The organism is Denitratisoma sp. agr-D3, from assembly GCF_054658675.1.
Genome location: NZ_BAAGIA010000002.1, coordinates 464,718 through 478,140 on the forward strand (window position 1 = coordinate 464,718; position 13,423 = coordinate 478,140).

Consider the following 13,423-nt stretch of genomic DNA (forward strand, 5'->3'; position numbering starts at 1 on the left):
GTCGGGCGCTTGCCCGCCGCGCGGCGCGAGGTTCGGAAAAAATCACGGAGCAATGCAATGAAGATCACCCACGTCGCCGCCGCCGTCATTTACGGCGAGGACGGCGCGGTCCTGTTGGGCCAGCGCGCCGAGGGCACTTTCTACCCCGGCTATTGGGAATTCCCCGGCGGCAAGGTGGAAACGGGGGAAACGCCCCGCGACGCCCTGGTGCGCGAGCTGCAAGAAGAACTGTCCATCGAGGTGCTGACGGCCCGGCCCTGGCTGCGGGTGGAACATGTTTATGAACACGCCCACGTCTGCCTGCATTTCTTCAAGGTGAGTCAATGGCGCGGCGAACCCCGCGACCACGTGCACGCTGCCCTATCCTGGCAAAAGCCCGGCGCCTTCAGCGTCAGCCCCATGTTGCCGGCCAACGGTCACATCCTGAAAAGCCTGTCCCTGCCCGACCGCTACGCCATCACCCAGGCCGGCGCCATCGGCGAGGCGGCCCAATTGGCGGCCCTGGCGCGGGCCCTGGCTGCGGGCCTGCGGCTGGTGCAAGTGCGGGAACCGGCCCTCAGCCCCGAGCGGCGGGCTGCCTTCGCCCGGGAAGCGGTGGCCCTTTGCCGTCAACATGGCGCCCGCATCCTGATCAACGACGACGAGGCCCTGGCCCGGGCCGTGGGCGCCGATGGCGTGCACTTGCCTAGTCGTCGCCTGGCGACCCTGACCCAGCGGCCCGACCTGCCCTGGGTGGCCGCTTCCTGCCACAACGCCGACGAACTGGCGCGGGCCGTTGACCTGGGCCTGGACTTCGCCGTGCTCGGCCCGGTCCAGGCCACCCCCAGTCATCCGCAACAAGCGCCCCTGGGCTGGGACGGCTTTGGCGCCCTGGTGCCGGCGGGCCTGCCGGTTTACGCCCTGGGCGGAATGACCTCGGCGGACCAGGCGCAGGCCCAGGCCCAGGGCGCGCAAGGTGTGGCGGGGATTCGTGGCATGTGGGGCGGCGCGGACTGAAGATTCCCTTTGTCTTTGCGCGTGGCCGTGCTACAGTCCGCCACCTTCCGACGGGTCTTCAGTCAGCCCGCCGTCCCTGAAAGCGAATTCCCGCTTCTCCGGTAGTACCTCAAACGGATTCACCGCCCGGACTGACCTGCACACAGCAGGTGGTCGGCTCCAGGAGTTTTTCACATGCTTTTTACTGACCTCGGCCTTTCCGCCGGGATTCTGCGCGCCATTGGCGAGCAGGGTTACGACACGCCCACGCCCATTCAGGCCCAGGCCATTCCCCACGTCCTCGCCGGCAACGATCTCGAGGCCTTGGCCCAGACCGGCACCGGCAAGACCGCGGCCTTTGTGCTGCCCATTCTGCAAAAACTCACCGCCCAGGGCGACAGCCCCCTGGAACGGGTGGCCCGCAATCGTCCCCGCGCCCTGATCCTGGTGCCCACCCGCGAACTCGCCGCCCAGGTGCAGGAGAGCATCCGCAACTACGGCAAGCACCTGTCGGTGCGCAGCCTGGCCGTCTTTGGCGGCGTCGGCATGCAACCCCAGGTCACCGTGCTGCGCCGGGGCGTGGACATCGTCGTCGCCACCCCCGGCCGGCTGCTGGACCACATCAGCCAGCGCACTATCGACCTGGGCGCGGTGCAGACCCTGGTCCTGGACGAAGCCGACCGCATGCTCGACATGGGCTTCATCCGCGACATCCGCAAGATCATCGAGCGCCTGCCCAAGGAACGGCAGAACCTGATGTTTTCCGCCACCTTTGCCCCCGACGTGCGCGAACTGGCCCACGGCGTGTTGCGCAATCCCGCCCTGGTGGAAGTGGCCCGGCGCAACACCGCCGCCGAGACCGTGACCCAGAGCGTGATCGCCGTGGATAAGGAAAAGAAGCGCGAACTGCTGCTGCACCTGTTCGAGAACCACGGTTGGCACCAGACCCTGGTGTTCACCCGTACCAAGCATGGTGCCGACGCCCTGGCCCGCAAGCTGGACCAGGCCGGCATCCGCTCCGCCGCCATCCACGGCGACAAGACCCAGGGTGCCCGCACCCGGGCCCTGGCCGACTTCAAGAGCGGTCGTCTGGCCGCCCTGGTGGCCACCGACATCGCCGCCCGGGGCATCGACATCGATCAACTGCCCCGCGTGGTGAACTTCGAGCTGCCCAACGTGCCCGAAGACTACGTGCATCGCATCGGCCGTACCGGTCGTGCCGGCGCCGAAGGCGAGGCCCTGTCCCTGGTGTCCCACGACGAACGCATCCAATTGCGCGACATCGAAAAGCTGCTCAAGCGCACCTTCGACAAACAGGTGAAGGAAGGCTTCGAGCCCAGCGCCAACCCGCCCCGGGAGCCGGCCAAGCAGCCCCAGGCCCGTCGTTCCGGCAGCGGCAATGGCGGTAATCGGAGCGAGGCCAGCCGCAGTGGCGCCCCCCGCCGTAGTGGCGGCGGTGGTAACGCAGGCAATGGGGGCGGTACTGGTGGCGGTACTGGTGGCGGTCCGCGCAAGGGCAGCACCGGCCAGCAGGCCCATCGCAGCGGCGGCGCCCATCACAACGGGCAACGCCACCGCTGATCCGCGGCATCGCATCCAGCAAAACGGGAAGCCAAGGCTTCCCGTTTTTTTTCGTCATTCCCGCGCAGGCGGGAATCCAGGGACTGGTATCCCGGCGATGGCGAGGGCCCAGGCATGGGCCGGGCTCGTCGCTTTGGTGGCTTCAGAAACCTGCTTCCCGCCAGAACACGGCGAGGGCGTTGCGCAGGTAGCGCCAGCCGGGGGAGACCCAACTGCCGGCGATCACCACCTTGCCGCGCCAAGTGTGTTGGTCGGCGGCGAAATATCCATTTGGCGTGCCCTATTATGAGGCGGGGGTATTGGTCCAAATGGACCAGTGCTTTCGAGCACCAGGACCGAGGCGGGAGGTTATAGTGCTGACATAAAAAGATAGACGGTCAAAACGACCACGGTGCTGATTTCGAACCAGGCGCTTGTTCCCCATGCCCCAACAGATTCTGCTGATTGACGACCATGCCCTGTTCCGCTCCGGCCTGCGCATGGTGCTGGCACGGGGCATACCCGACGCTGAAATTTTCGATGTCGCGGCCCCCTATGTCGCCCTGAAGCAGGGGCCGGACAAGGTCGATCTGATCCTGCTGGACATGCATCTGCAAGGCCTCAATGGTCTGGACAGCATCGATTTGCTCAGGGCGCGCTGGCCGGACGTGCCGATCTTGATGTTGTCCGGCGACGACGATCCCGGCCTCATGCGCACGGCGGTGGCGCAAGGTGCCGTCGGTTACGTCACCAAGTCCATGAGCGCGGAAAGAATCATCGCGGTCGCTTCCCAGATCTTGTCCGGTGGCGTGACCAAGGAAGGCGCCAGCGAACCACCGGCGTCTTCGCTGACCCCGCGTCAGGGCGAGGTGCTGCAATTCCTCGCCCAGGGGTTTTCCAACAAGGTGATCGCCAAGCACCTGGAGTTGTCGGAGAACACGGTGCGTCGGCACGTGCAGGACATCCTGGACTACCTGGGGGTCGCCAATCGCGCGGAGGCGGTGTTTGCCGCCCGGCGGCGCGGGATTATCGTTTAAGCGCCGCCGCCACCCTCGTATCCTCGGCCACCATGGATTCCCCGGCACCCTTGAAGCCCGACCTGCAACGGCAGATCGCGTCCGAGCAGGTCCATCTGCTTTTCCGCCATACCAAGCAGGCCCAGGCGACCAACCTGATGGTCGCGTCGGTCTGTCTTTTTTTCCTTTGGGACATTCTCGACCACGGCGTTTTGCTGGCCTGGTGGAGCACGATTCTGGTACTCGTGACGGCGCGCTGGGTGATGTCCTTCTACTATCGGCGCTTCCCCGACGCCCCGGTGCCTTGGCCTGGGCTCATGACGGGAACGGCCATCTGTTCGGGCCTGGCCTGGGGGACGATCGGTTGTCTGTGTTTCATTCCCGCTGCGCCGATCCCCTTGTTGGTGATGACGGCCGTGCTGGGGGGCATGGCCGCCGGAACCGTTGCTTCCCATTCGTCCTGGCTGCCGGCTGCCTATGGCTACATCATTCCGGCCCTGCTGCCGCTGACCCTGCGTTATTTGTACGAGCCGGGACAATGGCGCGCCCTGGGCTTCCTGGTGTTGATTTATCTGATCAACGTCCTCGTCTTCTCCCGCGATCTGTCGCGGACGTTGACCAATTCCATCCAGTTGCGCCTGGAAAACCAGGGGCTGGTGGAGCAACTGCAAGCCGAGATGCGCGTGGCCGAAACGGCCAAGGTACAAGCCGAGAACGCCAACCAGGCCAAGTCGAAATTTCTTGCCGCCGCCAGTCACGATCTGCGCCAACCCCTCCATGCGATCGGCTTGTTCCTCGAGTCCCTGCGCCATGAGCCCGACCCGGTGCGGGCTGCCCAGATTTTTTCCTATTTGGACGGAGCCTACCAATCCCTGGAGGGGCTGCTCAATGAGTTGCTGGACATCTCCAAGCTGGAGGCGGGCCTCTTCAAACCCCAACTGCAAGCCTTTCCCCTTCAGCAACTGTTCGACTCCCTGGACCGGGAGATGTGGCCCCTGGCGGAGGAAAAGGGGTTGGTCCTACGTTTCGCTCCTACCTGGCGGACGGTGCGGAGCGATCCCAATATGTTGGCGCGCGTCTTGCGCAACATCATCACCAATGCCATCAACTACACCGCCCAGGGCGGCGTGCTGGTGGGGTGTCGACATCAGCAGGGCCGCGTGGCCGTGGCCGTTTACGACACGGGCCCCGGCATTCCTGCCGAGTACCACGAGGCCATCTTTCGCGAGTTCTATCAGTTGGACAATCCCGAACGGGACAGGCGCAAGGGCCTGGGGCTGGGCCTCTCCATCGTCGATGGTCTTTGCCGCGTGTTGGACCACCCGGTTGGTCTCAAGTCCCGCATGGGGGCCGGCACGGTGTTTTCGGTGTCCGTTCCCACCGTGGATTTCGTCATCCCGGCCACCACCGGGGCGGAGCCATGGCCGACGCTGGACTTCAAGGGCTTGGCCGTACTGGTCGTTGACGACGAACCCTTGATTCGCGAGGGCATGGTGCAAGTGTTGCGGCGTTGGGGATGCCAAGGGCTGGCGGCGGAAAGCGTGGATGAAGCCCTGGCGGCAATGGCCACGCAGTCCTTCATCCCCGACATCATTTTTGCCGACTATCGACTGCGGGGAGAGCAGACGGGAAGCGAGGCGATTCGGGCCATTCGGCAAGCCATCGGCCGCGACATCCCGGCCGCGATCCTCACCGGAGACACTTCCCCGGAACGCTTACGCGAAGCCGACGCGGGCGGCCTCGTCCTGCTCCATAAGCCCGTGCATGTTGGTCGCTTGCAGGCGACGCTTGCCCAACTGGGCAAAAGGGTTACGCCGCCCGCTGCGGCAGGCGGGCAACGCTAGCTGCGGGTGGTGGGGACACAATGGCATCTCCCATAGGGGTGACCTGCCCACCATTTCATCCGAATTAAATATCCATCGCGGATGGGTTGATCGGAGGCGGCGAGACTTGCCCAGCGCCCCCGATGCCGGCCAATTATTTTTTGGCCGCTGTTTTCTTGGCAGTGGCCTTGGTCGTCTTTTTCGCCGGGGCAGCAGCAGCTTTCTCTTCCGCCGCCGGTTCGGCCTTGGCCGCCTTGGGCTTGGCGCCGGCCTTGGGCGCGCGGGCCTCGAATTCGAAGCCGACCTTGCCGTCGGCGCCACGTACCAGGAAGGCGGAGAACTTGCGCTTGGTGCGGGCGGAGACGAAGCCCTTGAGCAGGCTGGTCTTGCCTTCGTTCAACAGCTTTTCCATTTCGCCGCGGCCGATTTCCTGTTGCAGGATGACCTTGCCGGAACGGAAGTCGCAGGTCTTGGCGGGGCCGGTGGCTTTTTCGCAGACGTAGCTCATGCCGTGCTCGAACACGCTGCCGCCGCACTTGGGACACTTGCCCAGGGCTTCCTGGCCGGAGAAGTCCACGGCCTCGGCGTTGGCGTCGTCGCTGTTGCCGAAGTCGAACTCGGGCATCTTGTCGGCGTTGAGCTTGATGATGGCGGCGAAGGCGCGGCCCATCTTGGAGCGGAAGCCTTGCAGGGGTCCGATGACACCCTTGCTCAATAGCTCGTCCATTTCCTCCCGGGACCATTCGCGGCTAGCCACCACCTTCCATAGCTTGTAGTCGCAGCCCTGGCATTCGAACTTCTTGTAACCCTCCTTGATCTGGCTGCCGCAGCGGGGACAGGGAGTCTTGAGGGTGCCGAAGGCTTCGTCGGGCAGCTCGCCAGTCTTGATCCGTTCCACCATCTCCCGGGTCTTGCCAGTGATATGGCTCATGAACTCGGCCCGGCTCATCTTGCCCTGTTCCATGAGCTTGAGCTTGTGTTCCCATTCGCCGGTGAGTTCCGGCGAGCGGATTTCATCCACGCCGAGTTTTTCCAGGGCAAACAGCAGGGAGAAGGCCTTGGGCGTCGGTTGCAGTTCGCGGCCGTTACGGTGCACGTATTCCTCGGCGATCAAACCTTCGATGGTGGCGGCGCGGGTGGCCGGCGTGCCCAGGCCCCGCTCGGACATGGCCTCGCGCAGTTCCTCGTCCTCCACCAGCTTGCCGGCGCCTTCCATGGCGGAGAGCAGGGTGGCTTCCGAGAAGCGCGGTGGCGGCTGGGTGGCCTTGCCCTTCACTTCCACGTCGTTGGCCCAGACCCGTTCCTTGGGTTCCAGGGGCACCAGGCTCGGGGTTTCCTCGTCGCCCTGGGCTTCGCGGCCATAGACCGCCAGCCAGCCCGGGTTCACCAGCACCTTGCCCTCGGTCTTGAAGGCGTTGCCCTCGACCCGGGTGATGCGGGTGGTGATGTTGTATTCCGCCGGCGGGAAGAAGATGCCGAGGAAGCGCTTCATCACCAGGTCGTAGAGTTTCTGTTCCGGTTCGGACAGATTCTTGGGGATCACGCCGGTGGGGATGATGGCGAAGTGGTCCGAGATCTTGGCGTTGTTGAAGATGCGTTTGTTGGGATGTACCCAGCCGCTCTTCAGGATGTTGGCGGCGTGGCCGGCGTATTGGGTTTCCGCCAGATTGGAGAGGGTGTCCTTGACCGCGCCGATGTAGTCCTCGGGCAGGTGGCGGCTGTCGGTCCGGGGGTAGGTCAGCACCTTGTGCTTTTCATAGAGGGCCTGGGCCAGGCCCAGGGTGTTCTTGGCTGAGAAACCGAAACGGCCGTTGGCCTCCCGCTGCAATGACGTGAGGTCGTAGAGCATGGGGCAGGCTTCGCTCTTGGGCTTGCTCTCCTCTTCCACCTCGCCGTGCTTGCCGAGGCAGGCCTTGCGGATGGCCTCGGCCTTGTCCTTTTCCCACAGGCGTTCGGCCTTGGCGTGTTCGTCATCGGCCTTCTTGAATTTCTCGTCGAACCAGCGACCGCGATAAGTTCCGGCAACTGCCTGGAATTCGGCCTCAACTTCCCAGTAATCACGGGAAATAAACTGTTTGATACGGTTTTCCCGCTCCACCAGGATGGCCAGGGTGGGGGTTTGCACGCGGCCCACGGGGGTCTTGTAGAAACCGCCTTCCGCCGAGTTGAAGGCGGTCATGGCGCGGGTGCCGTTGATGCCGATCAGCCAGTCGGCTTCGGAGCGGCAGCGGGCGGCATCGGCCAGGGGCAGCATTTCCTCGTCGGAACGCAGGTGGGCGAAGCCTTCGCGGATGGCGTTGGCCGTCATGGACTGCAACCAGAGGCGACGGATGGGTTTGACGTGTTTTTCGCCCATGGCGTGCTGGGCCACGTAGCGGAAGATCAGTTCCCCTTCGCGCCCCGCGTCACAGGCGTTCACCAGGCCGGTCACGTCCTTGCGCTTGATCAGTTTTGTCAGCAACTTGAGCCGATCAGCCGTCTTTTCTATGGGATTGAGGGCGAAATGGGGCGGAATCATCGGCAGGTGGGTGAAGCTCCACTTGCCCCGCTTGACGTCGTATTCCTCGGGCACGGTGAGCTCCAGCAGGTGGCCCACGGCGGAGGACAGGACGTAGTTGTCGCTCTCGAAAAAGTCCCCGGTACGGGTAAAGCCCCCCAGCGCCTTGGCGATGTCCTGGGCGACGGAGGGTTTTTCGGCGATGATCAGTTGCTTGCTCATGTAATAGACAGACAAAAAACAGGCGGCGCAAGGTGCGCCGCCAGGGGGTTAAGTGGAGCCGGAGCTCAGTGCAGCCAACGTTCGCTTTCGTCGTCCTCGTCGCTGCCGGTCAGCAGTTCCTCCAGCACCAGGGCATCGAATTCGCATTGGCGCTTCCACATCACCGTGACCACGATGACCTTCAGCTTGGCCAAGGGGATCTGCCGGTCGGCCAGGGCCAGGGCCCGTTCCACCACCAGCTCCCGCAGTTCCGGGTCGAGGGTGCCGGCTTGTTCGAGGAAGGCCAGGAAGCTGCGGCATTCCACCGACAGACGACCCTGCTCCTCTTCGTCGTAGAGGCGGATGGCGGCGGCGCCCTGGGGACGCAGGCGCACCATCACCGCTTCGGAGCGGTCCAGGCCGTCCAGCCAGTTGAGGGCTTCGGAGATTTCTTCCTGTTCGAACCCGGCGGCGGAAAGCTTGCGCGCCAGCAAATCGGGTTCCGGGCAGGCGTCGGGCAGGTAGTTCTCGAACAAATACACAAGAATATCAATCATTTGTCTGCCCCTTTCACGGTTTGCTGATAGAGGCCGCCCGGTAGTTGGGCGACCCGTCCTTCCAGCTCATGCGCTAACAGCATCGCAAGAAGGGTCTCCGCCGTCAAGCCGGTTCGCTGGGCCAGGGTGTCCACCGACACGGGATCGTGGCCCAGGGCATCGAGCAGGACATCATCCCCGGCGACGACCTGGAGGCGGGTTTCGGCGGGGATTTGCACCCGTTTTTCCCAGCCCAACTCCTCCAATATGTCCTGGGCCGACTCCACCAGCTTGGCGCCCTGTTTGATCAGCTTGTGGCAGCCCTTGGCCAGGGGGGAATGGATGGAACCGGGGATGGCGAACACCTCCCGGCCGGCCTCGGCGGCCAGACGGGCGGTGATCAGGGAGCCGCTGCGCTCCGCCGCCTCCACCACCAGGCAGCCCTGGGCCAGGCCGGCGATGAGGCGGTTGCGGCGGGGAAAGTTGCCCTGCAAGGGCGGGGTGCCCAGGGAAAACTCGCTGACGATCACCCCCTCGGCGGCGATTTGCCGCGCCAGGTCGGCGTTGCGGGCCGGATAGATGCGGTCGATACCGGTGCCCACCACGGCGATGGTGCCGCCCGTCCCTTTCAGGCCGCCCCGGTGGGCGGCGGCGTCGATGCCCAGGGCCAGGCCGCTGACCACCCCGAGACCGGCCCGGGAGAGGACGGTGGCGAAGGCCTCGGCGTTTTCCTCCCCCTGCTGGCTGGCGTTGCGGCTGCCCACCAGGGCGATGGCGGGCCGGTTCAGGTAGTCGACGCTGCCCTTGGCGTAGAGCAGGATGGGCGGATCAATCGTGTCCAGCAGGCGCTGGGGGTAGTCCCGGTCGGCCAGGGTCAGCAGGCGGTTGCCCGGCTCCGCGGCCCAGGCCAGGGCGGCGTCGATTTCCGCCGTGGCGTCGTGGCCATGGAGCAGGGTGGCCAAATCGGGGCCGACGACGCTGCGCAGGGCGCTGCCGCTGGCGGCGAACACCGCGCCGGGCAGGCCGAAGGCTTTCAGCAGTTGCCGCTGGGTCTGGCCGCCGATGCCGGGCACCGCCGCCAGCCGCAGCCAGGAGGCCAGGTCGTCGTCGGGGCTCATGGCCGGCGCGGGACGGGGCGGACGCAGCGGAAACCGCGGAAACCGCTCAGGGCGCCCGCACCACGTCGCCGCTGGTGACGGGGCGGTTGGCCTCCATGATCAGGGCGTAGGACACCCGGTCGAAGACGCGGAACAGATAGACCTGGCCAAAGGCCTCGTCGGGCATGGACACGTCCCGCGTTTCGCCCTTGTAGCGGTCCTTGAAGCGGTCGCCGGGGCGGTACAGGGTCAGCACGTGGCCGATTTCGAGGCCGTCCTTCTTGCCCTTGGAAATGGAGACCACGTTGAGGCGGCCGCCGTCCGGGGCGTCGCCGGCAATGGTGAGAACGCGGCCGCTGACGGCGAAGCCGGGGCGGTGCTGGGGATAGCTGATGATCTCGGGCTTGGGCCGGGGCAGCAAGCGGTCGCCGGCGCTGACCTCGCTCTGGCTGGAGAGCAGGCGCAGGGTGGCCGGATCACCCTTGCGGATCAGCCGGGCGTTGCCCAGCAGGACCACTTCGCGGCCCAGGATTTCCTTGCTGTCCGGGTCGGTCAGCACCGCGCCGGGGCGGTAGACCACCCATTCGGTCGTGTCTCCCAGCGGGCCGGTGGCGTAGACGTTGTCGCCGGCGGTGGCGCTACCCCGGTTGTCCTGAACGGCCACGACCCGCAGGGTGTTTTCCAGGGTTTCGGCATCCAGCACCAGGGGGCGGGTGAGGAAAGGCTCCACCGCCTGCTGGGGAATGGTGGGAATGGCCTGGTCACCGCCTTCCTCGCGGATGCGGGGCAACAGCTTCTCGGTGGGCAGCAGGCTCAACTGGGGGCCGCCGCTGCCGTTGCGGTTGAGGACGATCACCTGGCCTGGATAGATGCGGTGGGGGTTCTTGACCTGGCTGGCGTTGAGCCGCCACACCTCGCTCCAACGGGCGGGATCCTTGAGGAACTTGGCGGCGATGCCCCACAGGGTGTCGCCGGGCACCACCACGTGCCGCTCCGGGGCGGTTTCGCGCAACTCGGGCACGGCCCGGGGTTCCACCGTCTGCGGGGCGACGGTCTGGGCGCCGGCCCAGCCGCTTGAAAGGGCGATGAGCAGGGCGGCTATAATTCTTGGCGACATGGAGGGTTCTCCTCAGGCAATGCTTTCGATTCTGCCCGCAAATCCTTCTGCCATCAACATTAGTCCCGGTAATAAGGCACATGGCCCTGCTTCCCATTCTTCGCTATCCCGACCCTCGTCTGCACACCGTGGCCGCTCCGGTGACGGAGGTGGATGAGGAGATTCGCCGCCTGGCCGCCGACATGGCCGAAACCATGTACGAGGCGCCGGGCATCGGTCTGGCCGCCACTCAGGTGAATGTCCACAAACGGGTGATCGTGATCGACGTGTCCGAGGACCGCAGCCAGTTGCTGACCCTGATCAACCCCGAACTGCTGTCCGCCTCCGGCACCGAGGAGGGGGAGGAGGGCTGCCTGTCCGTCCCCGGCATTTATGAAACGGTGCAACGGGCGGAACGGGTGAAGGTGCGTGCCCTGGGCCTCGACGGCAAACCGTTCGAACTGGAGGCCGATGGCCTGCTGGCGGTGTGCATCCAGCACGAAATGGATCACCTGATCGGCAAGGTGTTCGTCCAATACCTGTCATCGCTGAAGCAATCGCGCATCAAAGGCAAGCTCGCCAAGAAGGCCCGGATCACTGCTTGAAGGCAGGGGCTAGGGGCTAGGGGAAAACGGTGCGCCTTAAGGCGCACGAACTCAACCCTAGTCTCTAGTCTCTAGTCCCTAGCCCCTAGCCCCTAGCCCCCGAACCCAAGGGATCCCATGAAAGTCATCTTCGCCGGTACGCCGGAATTCGCTGCCCAGGCCCTGCGCGCCATCCTCGCCGCCGGCCATGAGGTGCCCCTGGTGCTGACCCAGCCCGACCGCCCCGCCGGGCGGGGGCAGAAGCTGCAACCCAGTCCGGTCAAGCAGGTGGCCCTGGAACACGGTATTCCCGTCCATCAGCCCGAGCGCTTGAAGGACCCGGCCACCCACCAGCCCATCATTGATGCCGCCGCCGACGTGATGGTGGTGGCTGCCTACGGCCTGATCCTGCCCCAGGCGGTGCTGGACATTCCCCGCCTGGGCTGTCTCAACATCCATGGTTCCCTGCTGCCCCGCTGGCGCGGTGCGGCGCCCATCCAGCGGGCCATCGAGGCCGGCGACAAGGAAAGCGGCGTGGTCATCATGCAGATGGAGGCCGGCCTGGATACCGGCCCCATGCTGCTGACGGAAAGCCTGCCCATCAGCGACGACGACACCGCCGCCACCCTCCACGACAAGCTGGCCGCATTGGGCGCCCGCCTGATCGTGGCCGCCCTGGCCCGCCTGCCGGACCTTGAGGCCGTGCCCCAGCCGACAGAGGGCGTTACCTACGCCCACAAGATCGAAAAGGCCGAGGCCGCCATCGACTGGACCCTGCCCGCCGAACAACTGGCCCGCCGCATCCGCGCCTTCAATCCCTTCCCCGGTGCCACGGCCAAGCACGGCGAGCTGTTGCTCAAGTGCTGGCAGGCCAAGCCCCTGGCCGGCCAGGGCGAGCCCGGTCGGGTGCTGGCCGCCGACGGCCATGGCGTGGTGGTGGCTTGCGGCAGCGGCGCCCTGTGTCTGACCGAGTTGCAAAAGCCCGGCGGCAAGCGCCTGGCAGCGGCGGACTTCTTGCGCGGACACCCCATGCAGGCCGGCGACCGCCTGGATTGAATTTTTCCCGGGCGGCCCCATCTAAAGAGCCGTTCCCCCACACGGAGAGTCCATCTATGTTCAATTGGTTCAAGACGGCCCTGCTGATGGCGGCCATCACCGCCCTGTTTGGTGTCATCGGCGCCGCCATCGGCGGCCAAAGCGGCATGCTGCTGGCCCTGGTGCTCGGCGGCGGCATGAACTTCTTTTCCTACTGGTTCTCGGACAAGATGGTCTTGTCCATGTACAACGCCCAGGAGGTGGACGAGGCGTCCAGCCCCTACCTCTACAACATGGTCAAGGAACTGGCCGCCAACGCCGGCCTGCCCATGCCCCGGGTGTACATCATCGACGAGGACCAACCCAACGCCTTCGCCACCGGGCGCAATCCCGAGCATGCCGCCGTGGCCGCCACCAGCGGCATCCTGCGCATGCTCTCGGCGCGGGAACTGCGCGGCGTCATGGCCCACGAGCTGGCCCACGTCCAGCACCGGGACATCCTGATTTCCACCGTCGCGGCCACCATGGCCGGCGCCATTTCCGCCCTGGCCAACTTCGCCATGTTCTTCGGCGGCCGCGACAGCGAGGGCCGTCCGAGCAATCCCCTGGCCGGCATCCTGGTGGCCATCCTGGCGCCCCTGGCCGCCACCCTGATCCAGATGGCCATTTCCCGCGCCCGGGAATTCGAGGCCGACCGGGGCGGCGCCGAGATCAGCCGCGATCCCCACGCCCTGGCCGATGCCCTGGAGAAAATCCACGCCTACGCCAGCGGCATTCCCATGGCCAGCGCCGAGGCCCACCCGGAAACGGCGCAGATGATGATCATGAATCCCCTTTCCGGCGGCGGCATGGCCGGCCTGTTCCGCACCCATCCGGCCACGGAGGAGCGGGTCGCACGGCTGCGCCAAATGGCCCGCTGAACGGCCCGCTGAAGCGGTGCCACCTAGGCTGACTGCGGCCCGGTTTGTCCGGGCCGTTGCTTTTCTGGGCCCCGATTTCCCGC

11 protein-coding genes are annotated in these 13,423 nt (G+C 65.7%); 7 read left to right on the forward strand and 4 right to left on the reverse strand.

Annotated elements, in window-relative coordinates; all coding sequences use genetic code 11:
- The first annotated feature begins 57 nt into the window (after window positions 1-57).
- From ACYQ2U_RS07195 to ACYQ2U_RS07210, 4 genes are all read left to right on the forward strand, one after another.
- Window positions 58-996, forward strand: a complete 939-nt coding sequence (locus ACYQ2U_RS07195) for a Nudix family hydrolase (RefSeq protein WP_459949677.1) — start codon at window positions 58-60, stop codon at window positions 994-996.
- A 174-nt stretch (window positions 997-1,170) separates the two neighbouring features.
- Window positions 1,171-2,556 carry a DEAD/DEAH box helicase gene (locus ACYQ2U_RS07200; protein WP_459949678.1) on the forward strand — a complete coding sequence of 462 codons (1,386 nt, stop codon included), beginning with the start codon at window positions 1,171-1,173 and terminating at the stop codon, window positions 2,554-2,556.
- A gap of 422 nt (window positions 2,557-2,978) precedes the next feature.
- Window positions 2,979-3,572 (forward strand): response regulator, encoded by a 594-nt coding sequence (locus tag ACYQ2U_RS07205; protein ID WP_459949679.1) that lies wholly within the window; start codon window positions 2,979-2,981, stop codon window positions 3,570-3,572.
- 32 nt (window positions 3,573-3,604) lie between these two features.
- On the forward strand, window positions 3,605-5,395 hold the full coding sequence (locus ACYQ2U_RS07210; RefSeq protein ID WP_459949680.1) for an ATP-binding response regulator: 1,791 nt from the start codon (window positions 3,605-3,607) through the stop codon (window positions 5,393-5,395).
- A gap of 133 nt (window positions 5,396-5,528) precedes the next feature.
- Here the strand turns inward: ACYQ2U_RS07210 and ACYQ2U_RS07215 are convergent, their stop codons facing one another.
- The 4 genes from ACYQ2U_RS07215 to ACYQ2U_RS07230 form a co-directional block, all read right to left on the reverse strand.
- Window positions 5,529-8,093: a DNA topoisomerase III gene (locus ACYQ2U_RS07215; protein ID WP_459949681.1), complete on the reverse strand. Its 2,565-nt coding sequence runs from the start codon at window positions 8,091-8,093 to the stop codon at window positions 5,529-5,531.
- Between the two features lie 65 nt (window positions 8,094-8,158).
- Window positions 8,159-8,629, reverse strand: a complete 471-nt coding sequence (locus ACYQ2U_RS07220) for a Smg family protein (protein ID WP_459949682.1) — start codon at window positions 8,627-8,629, stop codon at window positions 8,159-8,161.
- Window positions 8,626-9,726: a DNA-processing protein DprA gene (gene dprA, locus ACYQ2U_RS07225; RefSeq protein ID WP_459949683.1), complete on the reverse strand. Its 1,101-nt coding sequence runs from the start codon at window positions 9,724-9,726 to the stop codon at window positions 8,626-8,628. Before dprA ends, ACYQ2U_RS07220 begins: the two co-directional genes overlap by 4 nt.
- 46 nt (window positions 9,727-9,772) lie before the next feature.
- Window positions 9,773-10,822 carry a LysM peptidoglycan-binding domain-containing protein gene (locus tag ACYQ2U_RS07230; RefSeq protein WP_459949684.1) on the reverse strand — a complete coding sequence of 350 codons (1,050 nt, stop codon included), beginning with the start codon at window positions 10,820-10,822 and terminating at the stop codon, window positions 9,773-9,775.
- 80 nt (window positions 10,823-10,902) lie between these two features.
- On the opposite strand from ACYQ2U_RS07230, the gene def reads away from it, so the two are divergent.
- The 3 genes from def to htpX all read left to right on the forward strand — a co-directional run bounded on the left by def (window position 10,903) and on the right by htpX (window position 13,340).
- Complete coding sequence (def, locus tag ACYQ2U_RS07235) at window positions 10,903-11,406, forward strand: peptide deformylase (RefSeq protein WP_459949685.1); 504 nt, start codon at window positions 10,903-10,905, stop codon at window positions 11,404-11,406.
- 117 nt (window positions 11,407-11,523) lie between these two features.
- Window positions 11,524-12,441, forward strand: coding sequence for a methionyl-tRNA formyltransferase (gene fmt / locus ACYQ2U_RS07240; RefSeq protein WP_459949686.1), 918 nt, complete (start codon window positions 11,524-11,526; stop codon window positions 12,439-12,441).
- Between the two features lie 56 nt (window positions 12,442-12,497).
- A complete protein-coding gene (gene htpX, locus ACYQ2U_RS07245) occupies window positions 12,498-13,340 on the forward strand; it encodes a zinc metalloprotease HtpX (protein ID WP_459949687.1) in 843 nt (280 codons plus the stop codon).
- Window positions 13,341-13,423: the final 83 nt, after the last annotated feature.